A 24,643-nucleotide genomic window follows, 5' to 3' on the forward strand; every position below is an offset into this window, starting at 1 on the left:
TCAATCCAGTACACGCGTTCTGATTTTCTCTTCTATCGAGATCTCTGTGAGCTCCTCGATGAAGATCATCTTTGGTGGTTCTATTCCGTTGAAACGGGTGTTGTACTCCACTGTGTAAGCCCCCGCGTTTATGAAGCACACAAGATCGTTCAAGGTGATGCTCTTTGGAAGAAAGATTCTGTCGTATATCACATCGACGCTGTCACAGGTGGGACCCGCCAGATGGTACTCTTCGAGTTCCTCTCTTTCTTTTCCGAGAACCCTGACCTCGTACTCGAAGTTCTGGATGGTTTCTGCAAGCCCGTGAAACACTCCCGCGTCGATGTAGACCCATTTTTCACCGGATCTTTCGCTCTTCAAAAGCACCTTTGTGACGAGCCAACCCGCTTCTCCGACCATATACCTTCCAGGCTCGGCTATCACTTTCAAATTGTGGACAAACCAGAGATTTTCGTCTATTGCCTCTTCGATGACTTTTCCTATCTCTTCCATACTCGGAATCGGCTTTTTGTGTTGAACGGGAAAGCCTCCTCCAATGTTCAAGAGGAAAAGATTCAAACCGGATCTCATGGCTTTCTTGAACACTTTTCCTGCGACTTCGATAGCCTTTTTCCAGCTTTCGGGATTCAGATTCTGAGATCCCACATGAAAACTCAACCCCGCGGGTATCAGTTTCATCTTCGAAGCATAAAAGAGAATCTGAAGAGCGTGCTCTGGATTGGTTCCGAACTTTCTGGAAAGGGGCCAGTCCGCGTCTGCACCATCTGTTTCCATCCTCACAAAAACGAAACTTCCAGGAGCGTTTATAGCAACCTTTTCCACCTCCATTTCACTATCCACCGCAAAGAGCCTTATACCATTTTTGTACGCGAACGCGATGTCTTCCTCTCTTTTTATAGTGTTGCCAAAACTCATTCTTCTTCCATTCACCCCAAGTGCCAATAGCTTCTCTATCTCTCCCTTGGAAGCCACATCGAAATTGCACCCCAATCTGGCAAGAAGGGAAATGATGCGCGGATGCGAGTTTGCCTTCACCGCATAGTAAATATCCGCATCTCTGAGAACAGATTTCATTTCCAGATACTTCTTCTCCACGACCGACAAGTCGAAAAGAAGGAAAGGTGTTTTCACCACTTCGAGGGCTCTTCTAATCCAGTATTCCATCATGGACTCCTCCTCAATGGGATATAGTTATGCATATAAAGAATAGTGAAAAAACTCTTTCATAAAAAGCCCCTGGAAGTTAAATTAATGTGTCTTCAGAATAACACTAAGATTTCAAAACATCGTAACCCTTTCATGATGAAGAAAAAAAGATTTTTGACAAAGTCGTATCCGGGGTGTACACTTAGGAAGTACCGCCTTGAGCGGAAAGATTTTTAAGAAGGAGTGATTTCTTCATGAGAGGTACGGTTAAGTGGTTCGACTCTAAGAAAGGCTACGGTTTCATCACCATGGAGAACGGAGAAGACATCTTCGTTCACTGGTCAGCGATCCAGATGGATGGTTTCAAGACCCTCAGGGAAAACGAAACAGTCGAGTTCGAAATCCAGAAAGGTACCAAAGGACCTCAGGCTGTCAACGTGAGACCTGTTAGATAATAGAGGTCGAAACCGAATCCAGGCCCCGGTGTTTATCACCGGGGCTTTTTTTGATATATTAAAAGTCGGATCAAAAAAATCAGGAGGTGCTTCGAATTGGTAAGAGTCAGGTTCGCTCCCAGCCCAACGGGTCATCTCCACGTTGGTGGAGCAAGAACAGCTCTTTTCAACTGGATGTTCGCAAGAAAAGAGGGTGGAAAGTTCATCCTTCGAATAGAAGATACCGACCTCGAGAGAAGTTCAAGAGAATATGAACAGCAAATTCTGGAATCTCTGAAGTGGTGCGGTCTCAATTGGGACGAAGGACCTGATGTAGGGGGAGACTTCGGCCCTTACCGACAGAGCGAGAGACTCGAAATCTACCAAGAATACGCTGAGGAATTGGTGGAAAATAGAAGGGCCTATTACGTGGTTTACGACAAAGAAGATCCTACCAGAGAACTCTTCACAACTTACGAGTATCCAGACGAATACAAAGAGAAAGGCCATCCCGTCACCGTAAAGTTCAAAGTGCTTCCTGGAAAAACCTCTTTCAACGATCTTTTGAAAGGCTACATGGAATTCGACAACTCCACCATAGAAGATTTCATCATCATGAAGTCGAACGGTTTCCCAACCTACAACTTCGCGGTCGTGGTGGACGATCATCTCATGAGAATTTCCCATGTGTTTCGTGGTGAAGATCACCTTTCGAACACTCCAAAACAGCTCATGATATATGAGGCTTTTGGATGGGAAGTCCCTGTGTTCATGCACATTCCACTGATACTGGGACCGGATCGAACACCTCTGAGCAAAAGGCACGGTGCCACTTCTGTTGAACACTTCAGAAGGGAGGGCATTTTGAGCAGGGCTTTGATGAACTATCTCGCACTTCTTGGCTGGAGAATGGAAGAAGACGAGATCTTCACAATAGAAGAGAAACTTCAGTCATTCGATCCAAAGGATATCTCAAACAAGGGGGTTATCTTCGATTATCAGAAACTCGAATGGGTGAACGGGAAACACATGAGAAAGATCGATCTCGAAGATCTGAAGAAAGAATTCATCGAATGGGCAAAGTACGTGGGAAAGAAAATTCCCCCTCTGGATGAAAGATATTTCATAGAAACTCTACGTATATGCCGGGAAAAGGTGAACACACTCTCTCAGCTGCACGACATCATGTATCCATTCATGAGCGATGATTACGAGTACGAGAAGGACTATGTGGAAAAGTTCTTGAAGAGAGAAGAAGCCGAGAAGGTACTCGAAGAAGCGAAAAAAGCCTTCGAAAATCTCAACAGCTGGAACATGGAAGAGATAGAAAAAATATTGAGAAATCTTTCCGAAACGGTCTTGTCATCGAAAAAAGTGGTCTTTCAGATCATCAGAGGAGCAGTTACCGGAAAGTTAGTAACGCCTGGTCTTTTCGAAACCATAGAAGTGTTGGGAAAAGAAAGAACACTGAAAAGACTTGAAAGAACCTTACAGTTCTTAAAGAAGACTTAAAAGAACATGCATTATAATAGTTAAGGGTGATAAAATGAGGCTTGCCTTCTTTGGAGATGTTCATGGAAATCTCGAAGCGTTGAAGGCCGTTCTGGAGGACATAGAGAACAAAGGTGTCGATGAAGTATTCTGCCTTGGAGATCTGGTTGGCTACGGACCCGATCCTGAGGCTGTTGTGCAGACAATAATGGAACGAAACATCAAAACGATTATGGGAAATTACGACGATGCCGTTGGCTATTCCAGAGAGAGCTGCGGTTGTTCTTACGCACCCGGAAGGGAGACAGAAGTCGGGGACATCTCTCTCAAGTGGTCGATCGAAAACACCTCTGAGAAAACCAGAGAATTTTTGAGAAGTCTTCCAAAAAAGTTGAGTTTCGAAGTCGAAGGTGTCAAATTCTTGCTCGTTCATGGAAGTCCTCTGAACGAACTCCTCGAGTACGTAAAACCAAACACTCCTCCAGACAGGCTGAAAAGGATCGTAGAATCGGTTGAAGAGGACGTTGTTGTGAACGGACACACTCACCTTCCTATGGTGAAATGGGTTATGGGAAAGCTCGTTCTGAACCCAGGAAGCACCGGAAGACCGAAAGATGGTGATCCGAGGGCCTCTTACATGATCGTCGATGTTGAAAACGGCACGATCAGCTTTGAAATATTGCGTGTCGAATACGATGTGAAAACAACCGTGGAAAAGATCGTAAGAAACGGCCTTCCGGTTGAACTCGCGACCGTTCTGGCGCTCGGACAAACGTTTGACATGGGACCGGGAAAGGTCACTTTCACCCTCGGTCAATGAAGGCACAGCATCCTTTGAACTCGCCTGTCCCACCAACGGGTTTTGTGATGACATCCACAAGATCTTTCAACTCGCTTTGAAGCTTCTTTCTGTATTCCCCCCTCGGCTGCATACAGCCGAGGATCACTCTTTTGAACAGATTTCTTGCCTTTTCAAAAATCCTCACGACCTCCTGAAAATCGAGTGGATGAGACTTTCCAAACCTTGTTCCGGGAGTTGGGATGAACACGTTCAAAACAACGGTGTCTGTTTCCTGAGAGAGGATCTCAAGTGCTCTTTCTTCGTGGGTGATCTTTCCACCCATTATTCCAACTGTGATGTGAAACACCACGTTCTCATAAAAGTGAGCGATATCTAAAATTTCCTGTGGAGTCAATGTGAGTCCGTATATGCTTTTCAAAACGGTTTCATCACCGAAGAAATCCATAGAAACGACGTCAGCCAGCTCCTTTGCAACCTTGGACTTTTGAAACCCCACGTGAAAGTTGTAAAGAAGACCGTGGGCTTCTTTCAGCTCTTTCAAACGTTCGTAATGTTTCTCAAACGGAATGGAACCATCTGGAAGCATTCCGCCGCTTATCAGAAAGCTTCTGTAGCCTTTATTCACAAAGGCTGGAATTTCATCCACGGAGATCATATGGCTCAAATAGTGTGCTCCACAGTGGGGACAGTTGAGTGAACAAAACGTACCTGTTACACTCACGGGAATCGTGTGAGATGGATCCACCGTCACGAGTGAAACCTCCTTAACAGAATCTCACAATATGTTAGCACATTAGAGTTAAAATCTTCGAAGGGGGTGATATTATGAGAAAGTTCCTGGTGATCCTTCTGGCTCTACTGATAACCGTTTTGCTTCTTGGTGTGAGACTCACCATCCTTCACGTCAACGACACGCACGGTCACGCCTGGGCATTCGATGAGTATCGTAATCCCGGAATTGGAGGCCTTGCAGCCATCGCCACGATCGTAGAAGAGGTGAGAAGGGAAGTCGAGAGTCAGGGTGGGCATGTGATCTTTCTCCACGCAGGAGATTTGAACACAGGTGTTCCAGAGTCCGACCTTCAGGATGCTATACCCGACATTGTTGGATTCAACATGATAGGACTCAAAGCCATGGCCGTTGGAAATCACGAGTTCGACAATCCAAGGGAAGTTCTCGAAAAACAGATGAAATTCGCAGATTTTCCGTTCCTTTCAGCGAACATAGTGAAAGAAGATGGTAACCCGTTCTTCAAACCCTACATCATCGAAAATCTCGGTGAATTGAAAGTCGCCATCATCGGTTTCACCACAGAAGAAACGGAGATTCTGGAACCTCTCTACCTCGAAGGTCTGAAGTTTGAAAACGCCCTGAAAGTGGCCCGAGAAATAGCACCCGAACTGAAAAAACAGGCAGATATTGTTATCGCTCTTGCACACCTCGACTGGGGAGAGCCGAAGAAAGAAGGAATCACCACGACACACCAGTTGGCAGGAGTTGAAGGAATAGACGTTGTTATAGCTGGACACAGCCACGTTCTTGGGTCCGACGTCGTGGAAGGAAAGATAATAGCCTCGGCTGGAGATTATGGAAAGTACGTTGGAAGACTCGATCTGGACATCGAAGACGGAAAGATCGTGGCATGGCACTGGGAAGCGATACCCGTCAATTTGAAGGTGTACGAAAACGAAAAGTACAGATACCTTGGAAAACCATACCTCGAGAACAGATACGTTGCAAAGGCTCTCGAATATTTCAAGAAAGTGGGAGATGAAAAACTCGATACCGTCATAGGAGAGACAAAGATCTACCTCGATGGTGAAAGAGAACACGTCAGATCGAAAAGTACGAATCTTGCCAACCTCATAGCGGACGCCATGAGGTGGAAAGTGGGAGCGGATATCGCCTTCACAAACGGTGGAGGCATAAGAGCCTCTATAAAACCTGGAAAGATCACTGTGAGAGATATATTGACAGTTCTCCCGTTCGGAAACACCCTCTACGTGCTGGAGCTCACCGGGGAACAGATCATGAAAGTGCTCGAGTACGCTGCTACCATTTCAGAAGGCAAAGGTGCGTTCCTCCAGGTTTCCGGCCTCACATGGAAGAGCAAAGACGGAAAAGTTGTGGAAGTCCTCGTGAACGGAGAACCGTTCGATCCAGAAAGAAAATACAAAGTGGTCACGAACAACTACATGGCAGGTGGTGGAGACGGCTACGTCATGCTCAAAGAGTGGGAGGGATACGACACAGGATATCTTATGTCAGATGCCGTTATTGAGTACATACAGAATGTTCTGAACGGGAAAATAGAAGAGTACGACGATTCGCAGAGGTACGTGAGGGAGTAACTGGATTAGTCCAAGGAGTTCAGACTGAGGCGGAGCAATTCCGCCTCTTTGTTTTTGATATTAAAAAATTAGTGTGAAAATTATTTATATTTACTAAATAACTTTTATGCATACAAACCAAGATAGTTCCAATCATTCACAAAGTGGGTGGTGTGTGTATTTAGCATCAGAAGGTCGATACAGAGTATGCAATTACCGGTAACGAAAAATTTCATGCGGGTTTGTGGTACCGGAAGCTATGCGTTAAAAAGGGAATAATGAATGATAAGACGAAACAATATGAAGAGAATTTGTTATGAATGATGATGTGTAAGTAGCAGAAATTCATACATCTTGCAGTTAACTTCTAACTCTTTGAGGGAAACCTTTTTTCATCTATTTGTGAAATGTGGAACTAATCGATTTTTGCCCAAAACACCCCAAAATGCCCTGACGTAGGTTGATGTAATTAATCTTTTGTTTTTGCCTTGAATTCTCTCTCTGTTTGACTATGCAATTATTCCATTTTTCCAAACAGTTCTTGAAAACACCCCCTTGTGTGTTAGAATCGTTTATGGAAAATGAGTATATGGAAGTTCAAAAAACATCTTGCTTTCAGTTTGTGTTTGTGGTATAATTTATTCTGAACTCAATGGGTTTCAATACTTCCTTAGAGGTATGGAAACACACAACTCTGACATTTTATAGACTGACTTTTCCGGGTTTCAATACTTCCTTAGAGGTATGGAAACTTCATCAAGCCACACAAGGTCTTTTATCCCAAAGAGGTGTTTCAATACTTCCTTAGAGGTATGGAAACGGTATCTCTGTCTGTGCGAGCTTGAGGTTCTGTTCGAGGTTTCAATACTTCCTTAGAGGTATGGAAACCCATCATCATCCCTCCTTACACGAAGAATGGTTTTGTTTCAATACTTCCTTAGAGGTATGGAAACCTTTCCTCGAGATCTGCGATGTTCCCCTCAATGCGGTGTTTCAATACTTCCTTAGAGGTATGGAAACTTCGCTATGATCGTCCATGTTCCGTCTGAATTCTCCGTTTCAATACTTCCTTAGAGGTATGGAAACACTCTTCTACGTCTATAACTACTTCTCCTGTCTGCTTTCCGAGTTTCAATACTTCCTTAGAGGTATGGAAACAAAATAACCATATAGTGCGCCTGCTTCAACGCAACGTGTTTCAATACTTCCTTAGAGGTATGGAAACCCGAAAAAGTTCAGTGTATCCTGAAAATATACCTTGGTTTCAATACTTCCTTAGAGGTATGGAAACTTCACATCTATACCTTGCTTTCATTGTTCTGTTTGAGTTTCAATACTTCCTTAGAGGTATGGAAACTTTTCTACAACGATGAAACCGGCGAAAGGTTTGCAAGTTTCAATACTTCCTTAGAGGTATGGAAACTGGTGAACGTCGACAGAAGGAAGTTGCCTGTCCTTGTTTCAATACTTCCTTAGAGGTATGGAAACTATCTCACGGGCCGACGAGGAGTGGGGAAAACCACAGTTTCAATACTTCCTTAGAGGTATGGAAACTTAACATAGAAAACTCCTTTGTCAGTATATACAATGTTTCAATACTTCCTTAGAGGTATGGAAACTCCTTCAGGAATACGAAATTCTTTTTTGGCGATCAGTTTCAATACTTCCTTAGAGGTATGGAAACCACCGAACGAAGCAAGAGCGATGGTAGGCTACGAGCGTTTCAATACTTCCTTAGAGGTATGGAAACCAGAAGCTTGGACTGATTAAACTTATAAAAAATTCTGTTTCAATACTTCCTTAGAGGTATGGAAACATAAATGGAAAAATCCCCACGTGAGTGGGGAATGTTTTTTGTTATATGCTTCAGGTCAAAAGATCACATAGGTTCCTTTCTTTTTCACAAATTCCACGAATTTTCTGTAAGTTGGATGAACAGAAAGTGTGCTCGAATCTCCCGTCGCTATCAGCTTTCTTTTTGCTCGTGTGAGCGAAACGTTTAACCTTCTCAAATCTTCGAGGAACCCTATTTCACCGTTTTTGTTCGAGCGAACAAACGAAATGATGACGACCTCTTTTTCCCTTCCTTGGAAACCGTCTACACTGTGTACTTCCACCTCTTCTTCGATCAGCTCTCTTATGAGATTCACCTGATCATCGTAGGGAGTGATAATCCCGATCCAATCCTCTTTCACTCCCATGGAAAGAAGTTTTTCCACAATCTCTTTCACGATTTGTGCTTCCAGCGGATTTTCCCTCGAGGGAGAGTCTTTCCTTTGCTTTTCGAATCTGTCGGGTCTGTTTTTCGTGTCTATGAAGACCAGAACGTTTTTTGGAGAGAGAACGACATCCCAAAACTTTCCAAAGTTCGGTATCTCTACTCCAAGGTCAAAGAGTGTTATGTTTTTGACTTCCTCGGCTGCCTTCAGTTTTCCATCGTAAAATTCTTCACTCGGGAATTCCATCAAGAGTTCGTTCATTCTGTACTGGGTATCGAGAAGAGAAGACTTCTCGGGGTATCGATTTATGAGTTCTTCAAACAGTGTTCTCGAAAGGTCCTTCGCGTCTTCTGAGAGTATCGTGGGAGGAAGCTGTTTGTGATCCCCAGCGAGGACGAACTTTTTGCCTTTCGATATGGGGATGAGAATGCTTGGAATGGTTGCCTGAGAAGCTTCGTCAACAACTACCACATCGAAAACAATTCCCGATACTATTTCCAGAGCTGCGGACGAATTGGTAGAAAGCACAACCTGTGCTTCCCGTACTATCCTGTTCGCTATTATTTCCTCTTTGCGTTCTATGAGTTCTCTAATATCTTGAATCTGATTATTCAACTTTATCCACTCTGCCATCTCTTTTATCTTTTCCTTAGAAACTCCCCTGGCACTCCAGTTTTTCTCCGCGTACTCCAGGATCTTCTTGTCGCTGAGCCCCCTTCTCCACTGCGGTGAAGGTTTTGTGAAACTGTCCCTTTTTTCGATCAACTTTGTGAGTTCTTCCTTCATCTTTTTTACTTTCTCGTACTCATCGTCCGTTTCGATCTGATGTGCGAGTGTGGACTCCTTCAGATGAGAAGACACGCGCGAAGGATGGCCAATTCTTACCAGAGACACCTCTCCCCAGAGCCTCTCCACGAGGTTATCCACAGCAAGATTGCTCTCCGTTGTGACCAGAATCTTCTTTCCACGTGCCGCTTCCTGTCTTATGTACTCCACGAGTGTTCTGGTCTTCCCCGTCCCGAAGGGGCCGTGTATGAGAAAGAAATCGGAACTTCCAAGAGCGAGAGAAACCGCTTCTCTCTGACTTTCGTTCAAACCCTCATCGAAAGAAGTGAACTCCTCTTCAAACGATTCTTCAGGCTTTTTTCTTCCAAGGAGAAACTCAAGGGCTCTTTTCCCTTCTGGAGAAAGCGTCATCAAGTTCTCTATCTGTCTCCTAAACGTGATGTCACTTGCAAAGAGATCTATCCTCACATTTTTGAGCTTCCACGATGGAAGTCTATCAACTGCTACCGTGATGAAACGTTCTCCCTTTTCCACCACTGTTCCTGTGTAATCACTTTTGAGAGGATTTCCTTTGCTCATGAGAACAAGATCACCCACAGCAATCTCCGTGTCTATCTTCTTTCTTCTTCCAAATCTCACAAGGAAGTATCCAAGTTCTTCTCCTATGAACTTTCCTGTGAGGCCCAGAACGGCACGACCCTTTTTCTCTCTTTCCTCTCCCGAGAGTCGCTTCATCTCGTCGAGCATTGCGTTTATTTCCGCGTTTCTTTCGAGTTCTACAAGTTTCACGAGTTTCTTTATGAACTGCTGAACCGTCATTACTCTTTCACCCTCATTCTCGGACCATCCTGGATGAATTTTCCTCTGAAGATTTCTTCCTTCAGCATTAGGTGACTATCGAGGTCATGAAACTCAAAAGCCCCTGTTCCGAGTGCAAAGTGAACACTCTGGTTTATCCCGAGGGAGGATTCTCCCATGCATCCGATCATGAGCTTCAAACCAGCCGATTCTGCTATTTTCACTATGGCAAGAGCGTCGGAAATTCCAGACTTCATGAGTTTTATGTTCACGTAATCAACCGCCTCTTCCTTCACGAGCCTCATCAAATCGAACTTCGTTCTCACGGATTCGTCCGCCGCAACGGGAAACGGTGAGTGGAACCTCACGAACTTCAAGCCTTCAATGTCTTCCCTCCTCACAGGCTGTTCGTACACAGCGATGTCTATTCCCTTCTGATATACTGCCCGCACGAATTCCACCGCTTCTTTCGGTGTGTAGCCCATGTTCGCGTCAACTATGTACTTTGCTCCTCGAGTGACCCTTGCTATCTCTTCCATAGCTTCGATGTCTTCCTTCAGGTTCTCTCCAACCTTGATCTTGATCACTCTGAAACCCTCTTCGAATATTTTCTTTGCCTCACTCACACGGTTTTCGATGGTGTCTATTCCAACTGTTTTGTCCGTCTCTATCTCATCTCTTTTTCCTCCGAGGAGATAACAGACCTGTGTTCCAAGCTCCTGAGAGAGAGCGTCCAGCGTAGCAAACTGAACGGCTGCTTTCAAACTCGGAAATCCGAAGAGCTTGTCCGTGACTTCAAAGATTCTGGCATAGTTTCGCACATCGATGCCTGCGATCATCTCTTTCACAACGTTCTCTATCACAAGGAGCGCTTCCACCCTTTCACCGTTCACTCTAAAAGAAGGGGACGCCTCTCCGTACCCCCTAACGCCGCTTTCCAGAACGATCTCAACCTCGACATTTCTGCTCTCGGAAGATATGCTCCCAGTTATGTGAAACGGCTTTTCGTATTCGTATCTCTTGAGAGAAAGCTTCACGTCCACGATCTTCGACATTTTTCACACCTCCTCGAAACCAATCACTTCTATACTACTTTCGAACGGTAGACGTTTCTCTTCGCTCTCCGCTTCTCCAACTTGGTTGTCTGTGGGGTCGTTTCTCACAAAACGAGTTTTCGGATCGAAATCTTTCATGAAACCATCGTTTGCCACCATTCTGAAGCCATCCAGGTTTCCAAAGTAGAACTTCCTGAAAGGTTCGTTGTCCCTTCTTGCACCACCAAAGGAAAGATCCGCAGGAAGCCACCCGTAGGGTTCCACGTAAAAAAGTGCCCAGTCGTGGGGAGAACCGAAGACCGGGTTTATGTACCATCCAGATTGCCACCTTGCGGGAACACCAGCGATCCTGCACATAGTGATGAAAAGAAGCGCCTGAAAACCGCAATCACCTTTCAAATTGTTCACCACAAAATCTGTTATGTTTTCGTACAGGGCGTACGGTTTCACGTAGGAGTACCTCACGTTAAATGTGATCCAGTCGTATATTCTTTTCGCTTTGAGGTATGGGTTTATCTCGTCGCCTACCACTGTTTGTGTTAACCACCTGAGTTTCGGAGTGAAAACGATGTGTGGAGGTTCTTCTTTTAAGAACTCTTCAAGCCCTGTGTTCTTCTCTGAAACCCTTTCAGGATCAACGTGGTTCACCCACTCCCTAATAGTGTACTCGAATTCCACGAAAAAGGTGCTGTCTTCGCTTTCGAAATAGATGGTTCTTTGCGGAGCATCGTTCGGTGAAATGTAGTAACTTTCGTGGCTTGTTTTTAGAAGTTTCACACCTTCGATCTGAAGCCCTTCCTTGGGAAATGGAAGCCATACCCGGTGCCTGGAAGACGTTTCCTTCAGTTTCAAAGTTATTCTCGCTCTTACTCTGTACTTTTTCGGATTCTCACCCTTTGTGAGACGTTCCAGTCGTTCGTGAAGAATTTTCTTTGCTTTCTCGCTTTTTTCATCTTTCCTGAGTCTTTCTCTGTACTCCGGCCTGGCGAAGGCAAGGTTATGGAAGAAACGCCTTTCGAATCTCTTCTCACCTTCCACGACGATGTAGTCGAGCGCTCCTTCGTTCATGAGGTACTGAAACTCTTCCTCCGAGAAACCTCCAAACATCTCCATCATCTTCTTCAACGCTTCTTTTTCGGTGAAGGGATAATCCTCGAGAAGTCTTTCGATTCTTTCTTTTTCGTAGATGAGTCTTTCACGCTGAAGTGAAGGGAGGTCTTTTTTCAGAAAGTCGTCGATCAATTTCAAGGCGACTGAAAAGTTCCCCAGCGTTTCTTCTCTGACAACCTCCTCTGGTAAACTGTAAAAGAGGAACTCCATATTGATACCTCCCCCAGAAAGGAAGTGACAGACATGTTCATAGAATTATCTTACCCTATAGAAGAGAGAATGTTGACCTACCCAGACAACCCGCCGGACTATTTTGAGCCGACAAGCAGAATAGAGCGGGGAGATGCCGCCAACACGACGATGATTCATCATTTCTCGCACACAGGCACACACGTGGACGCCCCTTACCATTTTTGTGAAGAGGGCTGGACATTGGATCAGATACCTCTTGAATACTTCATTTTTGAAAAACCCCTGCTCGTGGACAGGGAGAAGAAACCAATGGAACTCTTCACCATCGAAGATATCGAAGAACTGGATCTGAATGGTGTGGATCTTCTCATGTTCAGATCGGGTTTTGCGAAGTTGAGAAGAACAGATCCTGCAACCTACAGGTACATGTTCCCCGGCATTTCAAAAGAGTTGGCTCGTTTTCTGAGGGAATCTGTCCCCTCTCTCAAAGCGGTCATGCTCGATTTTCTCAGTGCCGATCCCATCGTGTTGGGTGAAAAAGAAAACTACCCCGCGCACAGATGGCTTTTGTCGAAGAAATTCAGCAGCAAAAGACCCATCATCATATTCGAAGATGTGAATTTAGAACTTGTCGCTGGAAAGAAGATAAAACGTGTGATCGCTCTTCCTTTGAGATTCAAGGGGCTGGACGGTGGACCCGTCAGCGTTCTGGCAGAGGTGGAATGATTTGAACAAAAACCCCGCCGTCCGGCGGGGTATCTTCACACTTCCAGTCTCAGAAGGTCCCTCAGATGCTTTTTCTCCTCATCGATGATCGCCTGAACGGGTTCTTTCTCCGGTACGTAGCTCAATATTTCGCTGTAAAAGACTATGGAATCTTTTTCCACTTCGATGGCCCTTCTCACGGCTTCTCTCAGATCATCAGGGGGAATTTCTTCGAGTTTGGGAAAGATAGAGATCTCTGCGAGAGCTTCGAGATAGCCGAGCACCTCATCGGATGGGTTAAGATCCTGCTCGTATTTTTCTAGGATCTCCTTGAACTTTCTGGAGTGGTCCCTCTCTTGTTCCGCCAGCCGTTCAAAGAGTGCCTTCGTTTCCCCCTCCGTTTTCTCCGCGAGATTCTTGTAATAAGAGTAACCGGTTGATTCGATCCTCAAAGCTATATTCAGAAGATCCCTTGGGCCTATCATTCTACCGCCTCCTCCACCGGCAGGGCTGGAGTAACCTTACTTATAGCTCCAAACCTACAGACTTCGATACAGCTACCACACCTGACACACTCCGCCTGATCTATCACGTGAGGCTGCCTCACCTGACCGCTTATACACTGAACAGGACAGACTCTCGCACACGCGGTACATCCAACACATTTTTCAGGATCAATCACATAGCTGATCAACGCTTTACACTTCTTGGATGGACACTTCTTCTCTCTGACATGCGCCAGATACTCGTCTCTGAAGTATCTGAGTGTGGAAAGAACAGGATTCGGTGCGGTTTGACCAAGTCCACAGAGGGAAGTGTCCTTTACCACATGCGCCAGCTTTTCGAGCTCTTCTATGTCCTCCTCTGTTCCCTCGCCGGAAGTGATCTTCTCCAGGATTTCGAGCATCTTCTTCGTTCCTTCTCTACAGGGCGTACATTTTCCACAGGATTCTTCCACGGTGAACTCGAGGAAGAACCTTGCGACGTCAACCATACAGTCGTCTTCGTCCATCACTATCATTCCACCAGAACCCATGATTGCACCGAGTTTCTGGAGGGATTCGAAATCAACAGGAGTGTTCACATACTCAGCGGGGATACATCCTCCACTCGGTCCCCCAGTCTGGATGGCTTTCAGCTTTTTGTCTCCGGCTATTCCTCCTCCAATCTCGTATATGAGCTCTCTGAGTGTGATTCCCATGGGAACTTCCACAAGACCTGTGTTCTTCACTTTACCAGCGAGAGCGAACACTTTCGTCCCCGGAGAGTTCTCCGTCCCGTATTTTCTGAACTCTTTCGCACCGTTTCTGATGATCCAGGGTACGTTCGCAAGTGTTTCAACGTTGTTGATCACTGTGGGGTATCCCCAGAGTCCCTTCTCAACGGGATAGGGAGGCTTCACCCTCGGCTGGCCTCTCTCACCCTCTATGGAGGCCATCAACGCGGTTTCCTCACCACAAACGAACGCACCCGCACCGATTCTGATCTCTATATCGAAGGAAAAATCCGTTCCCATTATGTTTTCTCCAAGAAAACCGTACTCTCTTGCCTGATTCAGTGCGATGTTGAGCCTTTCGATGGCGAGAGGATACTCCGCCCTGACATAAACGAACCCCTTCTGAGCACCTATCGCGTAGGCGGCTATTGCCATTCCCTCTATGACGGCGTGTGGATCTCCTTCAAGAACCGATCTGTCCATGAAAGCACCCGGATCTCCTTCGTCCGCGTTACAGACAACGAATTTCTTCTCGGCCTTTTGCTTTGCCGCGAGTTCCCACTTGAGCCCTGTTGGAAAACCCGCTCCTCCTCTTCCTCTGAGTCCGCTGTCCTTTATCTCCCTTATCACGTCTTCCGGTTTCATCTGAAGAGCCTTTGCAAGGGCAAAGTATCCGTCTCTTGCGATGTACTCCTCTATCTTCGTGGGATCTATGACACCGAGATTCCTTGTGACGATCCTGACCTGTTTCTTGAAGAAAGGCACTTCCTCATGGACCCTTGGAACAGGTTTTCCTTCGGGAGCTTTGTAAAGGTACTTCTCCACGATCCTTCCCTTCAAAATGTGTTCTTCAACGATCTCTCTTGCCGCATCTGGCGTGAGCTTCTGGTAAAACACACCTTCCGGGTAGATCACGGCGATCGGCCCCAGAGTACACGCTCCCATACAACCGGTCTCTATCACCCTGACAACTTCATCGAGGCCGTACTTTCTCAATTCTTCTTCGAAGGCATCTTTGACACTCTTTTCGCCGGCGGAAATACACGCTCCACCTGCACAGATAAGGATCGTGTTCGTTGTGAGCGGCACTTTCCTTCACCTCCAGAGTCAGGCTTCTCCTCTTTTGACCACCAGATCTTCGACGACCCTTCCTTCGAGTATGTGCATCTTCACGATTCTCTTTGCGTTTTCCGGAGTGACCCTTCCGTATATGACTGGCTCCTGACCTTCGAGCCTCACTTCAACGGTGGGTTCCACCTCGCAGAGTCCCATGCAACCCGACTGAACAACCGCTATATCGTTTATGTTGTATTCATTGAGGGCTTCAACGATCGCCTTCAGAGTCTCTTTGGCACCCGCCGCTATTCCACACGTACCCATCGCAACAGTTATCTTCCCTCTTTTACCTGTTTCGCCCCTCAGCTGGAGATCCTTCAGAGCCTGTTCCTTTATCTTCATGAGCTCCTCCAGACTCTTCACCTTGGCCATCCTCATCCCTCCCGCTTGTACTTACTGATGATCTGAGGCACCATATCGGGAGTTACTCTGCCGTAAAAATCGTCTTCATCCACCATGACAACCGGTGCCATGCTGCACGCTCCAAGACATCTCACACCATGAACGGAGAACATACCATCACTGGTGGGTTCATCCGGATTCACCTTGAGTTCTTCGAGGAATCTTTCGAAGATTCTGTCCGCACCCTTCACGTAACACGCGGTACCGAGACAAACCTTGATCTGATGTTTTCCCTTTGGCTTTGTAGAGAAGAAGTTGTAGAAGGTGACCACTCCATAAACCTTCGAGAGAGGAACGTCGAGTTTGTCTGAGATGTACTCGAGAACATCCGCGGGAAGATATCCGAAGAGTTCCTGTGCCTTGTGAAGCACCTGTATGAGTGCATCCTTCTTTCCCTCGTACCCATTTTCTTCTATGAAATTCTCCAGCTCTTTGAAGAGTTCTTCTTTCGACTTGACCAAAACCGCCACCTCCTGATCGGAATTTATCGGGATTTTTTTCACAATTTTTATCTGATATTTTTTTCACATTCACCATAGTCGATTATAACACCTCTCACTGTCATATGATGAAAAGAAAAGAAACAGTCACAAAGTGTTGCATGTAGTGATAGAATCAAATGGGGATTAATTCTTGAAATCGTTTGAAATCAGGAGGGAGCAACATGTTTGAAAACGAAATCCTCTTCGACAACGGTCAGCACAAATTCCTGTTTCTGGGATGGGAAGAGAAAGAAGAAGAGATCGTTCAGACGAACCAGTATCTGATCCTCGATGGAAACGAAGGGATTCTCCTGGACCCGGGCGGAGCACACGTCTTTCCCAGGGTGATGTCCAACGTAGCGGAAGTGGTTGATCTTTCCAGCATAAAACACATATTCTACACGCATCAGGATCCAGATGTCACATCCGGGATTTTGCTTTGGCTTTCGATATGTGAGAACGCGAAGATATACATATCCTCTCTCTGGGTGAGGTTTCTCCCACACTTTGGAATCTACGATCAGAAAAGGATCGTTCCGATCCCTGACAAAGGAACAAAGATAAAATTCCTGAGTGGTAACGAGCTCGAGATACTCCCGGCGCATTTCCTTCATTCTACAGGGAATTTCGTTCTCTACGATCCGGTGGCAAAGATCCTCTTCTCAGGAGATATAGGCGCCGCGGTGTTCGAAAAGGGAAAGAGGTACAGGTACGTCGATGATTTCGAAAGACATCTTCCGCTCATGGAGGCCTTCCACAAAAGGTACATGTCTTCCAATGCGGCCTGCAAGAAATGGGTGGATATGGTTTCAAATAAGAAGATAGATATGATCGCACCTCAGCACGGCGCTGTGTTCAGAGGAGAGTCTGTGAAGAAATTCCTCGAGTGGTTCAGAAATCTCAAATGCGGTGTTGATCTGATAGACGATCTCTATTCTTTGTGAGGTGATTCTATGAGAGAAAGAGAAATTGTGGACAAACTCACTTCTGCGTTCTTTGCAGAGAACACGATCATATCCTTCACAAGCCAGCTGGACGAAGCACTGACCAGAAAGCTGAGAAAAATGCAGCGCAGAATAGAGGAAGTTAAAGAAAGGTTTGTGAATCTCAACAGACTGTTTCAGAAACTGGTGGGAGATTTTCAAGCGAAAAGTGATCAGCTCGTCTCTGTCATCCAAGACATGGAGAAGATCAGCGAAAACATCATGGAGGAGTTGAAAAAATCCGGAACAAATGTAGATCAGATCATCGAAAGGGTGAAAGAAGCTTCATCCCAGATAGGAGAGACCCTTGAAAACATAAGATCGATCGAAAAGTTGATTCAGAACATTATGAGAATCGCCAGGGAAACCAACATCCTCGCCTTGAACGCCACCATAGAGGCTGCGAGGGCCGGAGAAGCGGGAAAAGGCTTCATGATCGTAGCAAACGAGGTTCAGAATCTATCAAACGAAACAAATGAAGTGACAAAGCAGATCGTCGAGAAGGCCAGAGAAATCCTCGAATCTTCACAAAGATCCCTTGAAAACCTCGAGTTCATGGCGAATCTGTTTGAAACAGTTGGAAAAACCCTCCAGAATATGGTTCGTTTCATGGAAAACAACGTAAAGCTCCTTCAGGAGGTCAGAAACTCCCTCGATACCTCGAAGGAGTCACTCTCAGAAAAGAGTGCGGAAATCGACAGTGCAACGAAGGTTCTGGAAGAGACTGCAGGAGGATTCACGACCATAAACAGAGTTATCAACTCAGTGATCACCGCTCAGAGAAAACTGAAGGATCTAAAGATTTAATTTATTGTTTAAGTATACCATTATGAAATGCATTATGTATCTGATACAATAACGTGGGTTAAATCCATGTTGTCGAGGAGGTGCAATCGGATGCCCGTTGCGAAGAAATACTTTGAAATACGATGGCACGGTAGAGCCGGGCAAGGTGCGAAGAGTGCTTCCCAGATGCTGGCAGAAGCCGCTCTGGAAGCCGGGAAATACGTTCAGGCTTTTCCAGAATACGGTGCAGAAAGAACAGGTGCTCCCATGAGGGCCTTCAACAGGATTGGTGACGAGTACATCAGAGTGAGATCTGCAGTGGAAAACCCGGACGTCGTTGTGGTGATCGATGAAACACTACTTTCTCCCGCCATTGTAGAAGGCCTTTCAGAAGATGGTATCCTCCTTGTGAACACCGTTAAGGATTTCGAATTCGTCAGAAAAAAGACAGGATTCAACGGAAAGATATGCGTGGTGGATGCTACAGACATCGCTCTCCAGGAGATAAAGAGAGGAATACCGAACACACCGATGCTTGGAGCGCTGGTCAGAGTGACAGGTATTGTGCCTCTCGAGGCGATAGAGAAGAGAATCGAGAAGATGTTCGGAAAGAAATTCCCTCAGGAAGTGATTGATGCGAACAAGAGAGCTTTGAGACGTGGATATGAGGAAGTAAAGTGCTCAGAGTGAGGAGGTGTGAGAATGTCTCTTAAAAGCTGGAAGGAAATTCCCATTGGAGGAGTCATCGACAAACCGGGAACAGCAAGAGAATACAAAACAGGTGCCTGGCGTGTGATGAGACCTATTCTTCACAAAGAGAAATGTATAGACTGTATGTTCTGCTGGCTCTACTGTCCAGATCAAGCGATCATCCAAGAAGGCGGAATAATGAAAGGTTTCAACTACGACTACTGTAAAGGATGCGGACTCTGTGCGAACGTATGTCCAAAGCAGGCCATAGAGATGAGACCTGAGACTGAGTTTCTGAGCGAGGAGGGATGAGGATGGAAAGGGTCGTCGAGAGAGTGGCCGTCACCGGCGCTGAGGCCGTTGCCAATGCGATGAGACAGATAGAGCCCGATGTCGTTGCGGCGTACCCGATCACTCCACAGACACCTATTGTGGAGTACTTCGCCAGGTTCGTCGCGGACGGCGTTGTCAGGACAGAAATGATTCCCGTCGAAAGTGAACACAGTGCGATGAGCGCTGTCGTTGGAGCCGCTGCCGCGGGAGCAAGAGCGATGACAGCAACCAGTGCAAATGGACTCGCACTGATGCACGAAATAGTTTACATCGCTGCCTCCTACAGACTTCCCATTGTGATGCCCGTTGTGAACAGAGCGCTCAGTGGTCCTATAAACATTCACTGTGACCACAGCGACGCGATGGCAGAAAGGGATTCTGGATGGATTCAGCTCTTTGCGGAAACTAATCAGGAGGCTTACGATTTCACCATTCTCGCTGTGAGACTGGCAGAACACGAAGATGTGAGACTTCCCGTCATGGTGAACCTCGATGGGTTCATCCTTTCTCACGGAGTGGAACCCGTTGAGTTCTATCCCGATGAACTCGTGAAGAAGTTCGTTGGAGAGCTCAAACCCATGTATCCTCTTCTGGATACTGAACACCCTGTAACCTGGGGTCCTCTCGATCTTTACGATTACTACTTCGAACACAAAAGACAGCAGATTGAAGCCATGGAAAACGTAAAGAAGGTGTTCCCGGAAATCGCAAAAGAATTCGAAGAAACGTTTGGAAGGAAATACTGGTTTGTCGAACCGTACAGAATGGAAGATGCAGAGCACGTGATGGTAGCACTGGGCTCCACAAACAGCACGATAAAGTACGTGGTTGATGAACTGAGAGAAGAAGGCTACAAAGTTGGATCTTTGAAAATCTGGATGTTCAGACCGTTCCCGAAGGAGCAGCTTCAGGAACTCCTCAACGGAAGAAAGAGTGTAGTTGTGCTCGACAGAGCTGTTTCCTTCGGAGCGGAAGCACCTCTCTACGAAGCAGTGAAATCTGCGCTCTACGAAGTAGCAGCGAGGCCGATGCTTGGATCCTATGTCTACGGTCTCGGTGGAAGGGACATCAAACCAGAGCACATCAGAAAAGCGTTCGAAGATGCCATAAACGGAAACCTCATAGCAGATGAACAGAGATATCTTGGTCTCAGAGAGTGAAGGAGGTGTGAGGAATGCCCGTTAACATAAAACAGCTGGCACAGGAGTTCGATAAGAAAGAAATCGGTATCACACAGGGTCACAGGCTCTGTCCAGGTTGTGGAGCACCCATCACAGTGAAGTTCGTGATGATGATCGCAAGACACCTCGGATACGAACCCGTTGTTGGACTCGCAACAGGTTGTCTGGAGGTTTCTACCTCCATCTATCCGTACACCGCTTGGAGCGTACCTTACATTCACAACGCCTTTGAAAACGTGGCAGCAACGATGAGCGGTGTGGAAACGGCTTACAAAGCACTGAAAAACAAAGGAAAGATCCCAGAAGACAAAAAATACGCCTTCATTGCTTTTGGTGGAGACGGTGGAACGTACGATATCGGTCTTCAGTCACTGTCCGGGATGCTCGAAAGAGGTCACAAGGTGCTCTACGTCCTCTACGACAACGAGGGATACATGAACACAGGAAACCAGAGATCCGGATCCACACCCCCGGGTTCGGATACCACGACAGCTCCAGTTGGAAAGAAGCTCCCTGGAAAGGTCCAGCTGAAAAAGAACATCGTCGAGATCGTAGCGGCTCACGAGAACGTCTACGCAGCTACCGCATCGCTCTCTGAACCCATGGACTTCTTTGCCAAGGTGGAAAAGGCGCTGAACTTCGATGGACCTTCTTTCCTTGCGGTCTTCTCTCCTTGCGTCAGGTTCTGGAGAGTGAACGACGATAAAACAGTAGAAATATCAAAACTCGCCGTAGAAACGAAGTACTGGCCTTTGTACGAAGTGGAAAGAGGAGTTTACAGAGTCACCAGAAAACCGAGACAGTTCAAACCTGTGGAGGAATTCCTGAAGGCTCAGGGAAGGTTCAGAAAACTTCTTTCAAGACCGGATGCAAAAGAAATCGTAGACGAACTCCAGGAATACGTCGACAGAAGATGGGAAAGACTACTCACACTGGAAGAGGTTACAAAGGACAAACCGATTAGATAAAACGGGCGGGGGTTACCCCGCCTTTTCTGTGGGGTGTTAGCATGCTCGAAGGCAAGGTGGCAGTCGTTACAGGTGGAGGTCAGGGAATCGGAGCCGCGATCGCTCAGCTTTTTGCGGAAAACGGCATGAAGGTAGTCATAGCAGAGATAGACGAAGAAGCGGGCGTTGAAAGAGAAGAGATGTTGAGAGAAAGAGGGCTGGATGTCACATTCGTAAAAACGGACGTTGCAGATGAAAACTCCGTGAAGAACATGGTGAGAAAAACCGTCGAAATATACGGCGGGGTAGACGTTCTGGTGAACAACGCAGCCGTCATGTCCGTGAAGAGCATCTTCGAAAGACCTCTCGAAGAATGGGAGAGAGTGATCAGGGTGAACCTCACGGGGCCTTACATCTGTTCTCGATACTGCGCGGAAGAAATGATAAAACGCGGTGGCGGAGTGATCATAAACATAGCAAGCACAAGGGCATTTCAGTCAGAACCAGACACGGAACCCTACTCAGCTTCAAAAGGAGGCCTTGTGGCACTCACGCACTCCTTGGCCGTGAGTCTTTCCAGATATCACATAAGAGTGGTGAGCATAAGCCCCGGCTGGATAGAAACATCGGAATGGAAGAAGAAGTCCCTGAGAAAAAAACCCGATCTGAGACCCATCGATCACGAACAGCACCCGGCTGGAAGAGTTGGAAATCCCTTAGATATTGCCCATCTCTGCGTCTTTCTCGTGGACGACGAAAAAGCAGGTTTCATAACAGGCACGAACTTCATCGTCGATGGTGGTATGACGGTGAAGATGATATACGAGGAATGATCGAGCTGGATTACCTGACAATTGCATTCGGAGGAGCGATTGGAGCCGTTCTCAGATACCTTGTTTCCCGTACGATCAATTCACTCCTGCCGTTCTCTTACATACCACTTGGCACGATCATCGTGAACTCTGTGGGTTCTTTTTTTCTTTCGTTTTTGATGTTCGCCGCTATCGAGAAAGTTCCTCTCTCTAAGGAAGCCATCCTTTTCTTCGGAACGGGGCTCCTGGGAGCCTTCACCACTTTTTCCACATTTACTTACGAAACGCTCTCGCTCATCGAAGAGAGTCCCGCAAGGGGAGTCGCTTATGCTCTTGCCAATCTTCTCTTTGCTTTTACATGCGCCTACTTTGGAATGATTCTGGGGAGGGGGAAGGTATGAAGCTTCTCAAGATCTACCTCGGAGAAAAAGACAAGCACAGCGGAAAGCCTCTTTTCGAGTATCTTGTGAAGCGCGCTTACGAACTCGGTATGAAAGGAGTCACTGTCTACAGAGGTATCATGGGTTTCGGTCACAAGAGACACATGCACAGAAGTGATTTTTTCAGTCTTTCACCGGATCTTCCTATCGTTCTTGAGATCGTCGATGAAGAAGAGAGAATAAACCTTTTTTTGAAGGAAATCGACAACATAGACTTCGATGGCCTGGTTTTCACCGCTGACGTCAACGTGGTGAAAATGGGTTAACGCTCGAAAAATCGGTCCATGTCCTCATAGCTGATCTTGAAAGAAATCGGCCTTCCGTGAGGACATCTTTCAAACCGCTTCTTGAAAAAGACATCCAGCAGTTTCGATGCGATCTCTTCGTCGAATTCTCCGGATTTAGTGGCAAGTTTACAAGCGGCAAGGGCTATTCTTTCCTTCAGTTTTTCATCAACTGGGAAGTCCCTGAAAAATTCCTCCACAACGTCTTCGGTGAGGAACTCAGGGATTTCAATGACTTTCAAAGCTCCTTCTTCTCCTTGAAAGGAGAATCCGTATTCTTCCAGTTTTTGTTTTTCTTCCCTTGATAGCACAACTGTTATGTTCCTTTTCACCCGTCTTTTCCTCCAGCTTTTTTTCGAAAGGATTTCTTCGTAAATCGTTCGTTCGTGGAGAGCATGAAGATCCACAAAGAGCAAACCATCTTCCACTTCAACGACAGCGTACTTACCCTTGACCAAAAACCATCTGTAGGAAGGTGATTCCGCTACGCTCAGCGCATGGGAGGATATTTCTTCGTACGCAACCGACCTGTACCATTTCCGTGCCAGATTTCTTTTGAGGGTTTCTTCCAAACTCTTTTTCACCTTTTCTTCGTTGAGAAATTTCACCACGATTTTCGAAGGGTGTATGTTCACGTCGAGTTCTTCCGGATTTACCTCTATGAAAAGAACCGCGACGGGATAGCTTCTCTTTGGAAGATCGTAAACTTTCATGAGTACTTCGTGGAGTTCTTCGGAAACCACAAAACGACCGTTCACGTAGAAATACTCTCCCGTTCTGCTGGATCTTGTCACCTCGCGGGATGAAACTATTCCCTTTATCCTCAGGCCGGATAATTCCTCTTCGAACGTGATGTAACCTTTTCTCAGATCTTCAAGGATCAGGATAGCTCTTTCAAAGATGTTCTGTGTTCTTGGAAAGGAATGGACTATCTTTCCATCTGAGGTGAATACAAAATCAGCGTCGTTTCGTACAAGGACGAATCTTTCAAACATCTCACGACACATTCTCAACTCGATGGCAGAGGACTTCAGAGATTTTCTCCGGACGGGTAGGTTGAAGAAGAGATCTCTCACCTCAACGGTGGTGCCGGTATCCCTGTGGGTTTCCGAGATTTCTTCCACTTTCCCCCCAGCAATCATCAACTGTGTTGCGAGTGCGTCTTTTTCCGTTTTTGTCACGATCTTGGTTCTGCTGACCTGCACAATCGAAGCAAGCGCTTCACCTCTGAAACCGTAAGTTCTGATCCTGTGCAGATCTTCCTCGCTCTCTATCTTGCTCGTCGTGTAAGGTTCTATTGCCAGAAGTGCCTCTTCTCTGGTCATCCCGATTCCATTGTCGGATACTCTTACCATGTTCTTTCCACCGTTTTCTATCTCAACAACTATCCTGTCGGCCTGCGCGTCCAGACTGTTTTCTACAAGCTCTTTCAGAACGAAAGATGGATTGTGAATCACCTCACCCGCGGCGATTTTTCTGACGAGGCTCTCGGGAAGTCTTTTTATTCTCAAAACAGAACACCTCTCCACTCGATCTCCCTGAAAATTTTAACATCCAGAAAAAAAGGCGGGATAACCCCGCCTGATTTTTTCTATTGATTTCCCTTCTCACACTTTGAACTTCTGAACGAGCGTTGAGAGCTGTTCAGAAAGCTCAGACAGTCTTTCAGCGGCCTGAGAGACCTTTGCGGCAGATTCGGTCTGATCTTCTATGAGAGACTCCATTCTGTTTAGACTTTCCACAACTCCTTCGACTATCTTTGTGACGTTGTCCATAGCGCTTGCCATTTCTTCTGCAGCCGCTCCCTGCTCCTGCGCAGTGGCAGCTGTGTTCTCTATCATGCTGTTGATCTCTTCTATCCTTCCAAGGATCTCCCTGAACCTCTTTGTGACTTCTTCTCCC

24 protein-coding genes, 1 pseudogene and 1 CRISPR repeat array are annotated in these 24,643 nt (G+C 46.3%); of the genes and pseudogenes, 14 read left to right on the forward strand and 11 right to left on the reverse strand.

The features are described 5' to 3' along the window. Complete coding sequence (locus tag AS158_RS03860; protein WP_038052151.1) at nt 1-1,167, reverse strand: type III PLP-dependent enzyme; 1,167 nt, start codon at nt 1,165-1,167, stop codon at nt 1-3. A 233-nt stretch (nt 1,168-1,400) separates the two neighbouring features. Here AS158_RS03860 and AS158_RS03865 point away from each other — a divergent pair, with 233 nt between their 5' ends. The 3 genes from AS158_RS03865 (at nt 1,401) to AS158_RS03875 (ending at nt 3,891) form a co-directional block, all read left to right on the forward strand. Next, nucleotides 1,401-1,601, forward strand: a complete 201-nt coding sequence (locus AS158_RS03865; protein ID WP_038052149.1) for a cold-shock protein — start codon at nt 1,401-1,403, stop codon at nt 1,599-1,601. Nucleotides 1,602-1,697: 96 nt separating this feature from the next. Next, nucleotides 1,698-3,092, forward strand: a complete 1,395-nt coding sequence (gene gltX, locus AS158_RS03870) for a glutamate--tRNA ligase (RefSeq protein WP_038052147.1) — start codon at nt 1,698-1,700, stop codon at nt 3,090-3,092. A gap of 34 nt (nt 3,093-3,126) precedes the next feature. After that, nucleotides 3,127-3,891, forward strand: a complete 765-nt coding sequence (locus tag AS158_RS03875) for a metallophosphoesterase family protein (RefSeq protein WP_038052145.1) — start codon at nt 3,127-3,129, stop codon at nt 3,889-3,891. Here the strand turns inward: AS158_RS03875 and AS158_RS03880 are convergent. After that, complete coding sequence (locus AS158_RS03880; RefSeq protein ID WP_038052143.1) at nt 3,875-4,624, reverse strand: radical SAM protein; 750 nt, start codon at nt 4,622-4,624, stop codon at nt 3,875-3,877. The genes AS158_RS03875 and AS158_RS03880 overlap by 17 nt on opposite strands. Before the next feature lie 74 nt (nt 4,625-4,698). Here AS158_RS03880 and AS158_RS03885 point away from each other — a divergent pair, with 74 nt between their 5' ends. Next, nucleotides 4,699-6,225, forward strand: coding sequence for a bifunctional UDP-sugar hydrolase/5'-nucleotidase (locus AS158_RS03885; protein WP_038052137.1), 1,527 nt, complete (start codon nt 4,699-4,701; stop codon nt 6,223-6,225). A gap of 635 nt (nt 6,226-6,860) precedes the next feature. Continuing rightward, a CRISPR array of direct repeats spans nt 6,861-8,020; the repeat unit is 30 nt; unit sequence GTTTCAATACTTCCTTAGAGGTATGGAAAC. Between the two features lie 55 nt (nt 8,021-8,075). Here the strand turns inward: AS158_RS03885 and AS158_RS03890 are convergent. From AS158_RS03890 to AS158_RS03900, 3 genes are read right to left on the reverse strand one after another with little or no spacing between them, the layout of a single operon-like run. Further along, nucleotides 8,076-10,028, reverse strand: coding sequence for an IGHMBP2 family helicase (locus AS158_RS03890; protein WP_038052135.1), 1,953 nt, complete (start codon nt 10,026-10,028; stop codon nt 8,076-8,078). Continuing rightward, nucleotides 10,028-11,062 carry an L-Ala-D/L-Glu epimerase gene (locus tag AS158_RS03895; RefSeq protein ID WP_038052133.1) on the reverse strand — a complete coding sequence of 345 codons (1,035 nt, stop codon included), beginning with the start codon at nt 11,060-11,062 and terminating at the stop codon, nt 10,028-10,030. The genes AS158_RS03890 and AS158_RS03895 overlap by 1 nt, the downstream gene beginning before the upstream one ends. 3 nt (nt 11,063-11,065) lie before the next feature. Beyond that, nucleotides 11,066-12,382 (reverse strand): transglutaminase domain-containing protein, encoded by a 1,317-nt coding sequence (locus AS158_RS03900; protein ID WP_038052132.1) that lies wholly within the window; start codon nt 12,380-12,382, stop codon nt 11,066-11,068. A gap of 33 nt (nt 12,383-12,415) precedes the next feature. On the opposite strand from AS158_RS03900, the gene AS158_RS03905 reads away from it, so the two are divergent. Then, nucleotides 12,416-13,090, forward strand: a complete 675-nt coding sequence (locus tag AS158_RS03905; protein ID WP_038052130.1) for a cyclase family protein — start codon at nt 12,416-12,418, stop codon at nt 13,088-13,090. 35 nt (nt 13,091-13,125) lie between these two features. Here AS158_RS03905 and AS158_RS03910 read toward each other — a convergent pair whose 3' ends face one another. Genes AS158_RS03910 through AS158_RS03925 form a run of 4 tightly spaced genes read right to left on the reverse strand, consistent with a single transcriptional unit; the run spans nt 13,126 to nt 16,264 of the window. After that, the gene (locus tag AS158_RS03910; RefSeq protein WP_008194237.1) at nt 13,126-13,554 is read right to left on the reverse strand and encodes a ferritin family protein; all 429 of its coding nucleotides are present in this window, start codon (nt 13,552-13,554) and stop codon (nt 13,126-13,128) included. Beyond that, nucleotides 13,551-15,374, reverse strand: coding sequence for an NADH-quinone oxidoreductase subunit NuoF (gene nuoF, locus AS158_RS03915; protein WP_008194235.1), 1,824 nt, complete (start codon nt 15,372-15,374; stop codon nt 13,551-13,553). Before nuoF ends, AS158_RS03910 begins: the two co-directional genes overlap by 4 nt. 18 nt (nt 15,375-15,392) lie before the next feature. Further along, entirely contained in the window at nt 15,393-15,773 is a 381-nt protein-coding gene (locus AS158_RS03920; protein WP_004082448.1) for a hypothetical protein, read from the reverse strand. 2 nt (nt 15,774-15,775) lie between these two features. Then, a complete protein-coding gene (locus AS158_RS03925) occupies nt 15,776-16,264 on the reverse strand; it encodes an NAD(P)H-dependent oxidoreductase subunit E (RefSeq protein WP_004082449.1) in 489 nt (162 codons plus the stop codon). Between the two features lie 203 nt (nt 16,265-16,467). Here AS158_RS03925 and AS158_RS03930 point away from each other — a divergent pair, with 203 nt between their 5' ends. The 9 genes from AS158_RS03930 (at nt 16,468) to AS158_RS03970 (ending at nt 22,723) form a co-directional block, all read left to right on the forward strand. Next, a complete protein-coding gene (locus tag AS158_RS03930; protein ID WP_038052128.1) occupies nt 16,468-17,229 on the forward strand; it encodes an MBL fold metallo-hydrolase in 762 nt (253 codons plus the stop codon). A 9-nt stretch (nt 17,230-17,238) separates the two neighbouring features. After that, a complete protein-coding gene (locus tag AS158_RS03935) occupies nt 17,239-18,075 on the forward strand; it encodes a methyl-accepting chemotaxis protein (RefSeq protein ID WP_038052126.1) in 837 nt (278 codons plus the stop codon). 90 nt (nt 18,076-18,165) lie between these two features. Continuing rightward, nucleotides 18,166-18,744 (forward strand): pyruvate synthase subunit PorC, encoded by a 579-nt coding sequence (gene porC, locus AS158_RS03940; protein ID WP_004082456.1) that lies wholly within the window; start codon nt 18,166-18,168, stop codon nt 18,742-18,744. A 12-nt stretch (nt 18,745-18,756) separates the two neighbouring features. Then, nucleotides 18,757-19,056, forward strand: a complete 300-nt coding sequence (porD, locus tag AS158_RS03945) for a pyruvate synthase subunit PorD (RefSeq protein ID WP_004082458.1) — start codon at nt 18,757-18,759, stop codon at nt 19,054-19,056. Between the two features lie 2 nt (nt 19,057-19,058). Continuing rightward, nucleotides 19,059-20,237 carry a pyruvate synthase subunit PorA gene (gene porA, locus AS158_RS03950; RefSeq protein ID WP_004082460.1) on the forward strand — a complete coding sequence of 393 codons (1,179 nt, stop codon included), beginning with the start codon at nt 19,059-19,061 and terminating at the stop codon, nt 20,235-20,237. A 14-nt stretch (nt 20,238-20,251) separates the two neighbouring features. Beyond that, nucleotides 20,252-21,226 (forward strand): thiamine pyrophosphate-dependent enzyme, encoded by a 975-nt coding sequence (locus tag AS158_RS03955; protein WP_004082462.1) that lies wholly within the window; start codon nt 20,252-20,254, stop codon nt 21,224-21,226. A 41-nt stretch (nt 21,227-21,267) separates the two neighbouring features. Beyond that, complete coding sequence (locus tag AS158_RS03960; protein ID WP_038052124.1) at nt 21,268-22,038, forward strand: glucose 1-dehydrogenase; 771 nt, start codon at nt 21,268-21,270, stop codon at nt 22,036-22,038. Beyond that, a complete protein-coding gene (crcB, locus tag AS158_RS03965; protein WP_004082466.1) occupies nt 22,035-22,418 on the forward strand; it encodes a fluoride efflux transporter CrcB in 384 nt (127 codons plus the stop codon). Before AS158_RS03960 ends, crcB begins: the two co-directional genes overlap by 4 nt. Beyond that, nucleotides 22,415-22,723 carry a DUF190 domain-containing protein gene (locus AS158_RS03970; protein ID WP_004082468.1) on the forward strand — a complete coding sequence of 103 codons (309 nt, stop codon included), beginning with the start codon at nt 22,415-22,417 and terminating at the stop codon, nt 22,721-22,723. The genes crcB and AS158_RS03970 overlap by 4 nt, the downstream gene beginning before the upstream one ends. On the opposite strand, the gene mutL is transcribed toward AS158_RS03970, so the two are convergent. Together mutL and AS158_RS03980 are read right to left on the reverse strand one after the other, a co-directional pair. Further along, nucleotides 22,720-24,252: a DNA mismatch repair endonuclease MutL gene (mutL, locus tag AS158_RS03975; protein ID WP_206516518.1), complete on the reverse strand. Its 1,533-nt coding sequence runs from the start codon at nt 24,250-24,252 to the stop codon at nt 22,720-22,722. The genes AS158_RS03970 and mutL overlap by 4 nt on opposite strands. Nucleotides 24,253-24,348: 96 nt before the next feature. After that, nucleotides 24,349-24,643 (reverse strand): annotated as a pseudogene (locus tag AS158_RS03980) (methyl-accepting chemotaxis protein); the annotation flags it as partial.

It is taken from the genome of Thermotoga sp. 38H-to, from assembly GCF_011057665.1.
Lineage (GTDB): Bacteria > Thermotogota > Thermotogae > Thermotogales > Thermotogaceae > Thermotoga.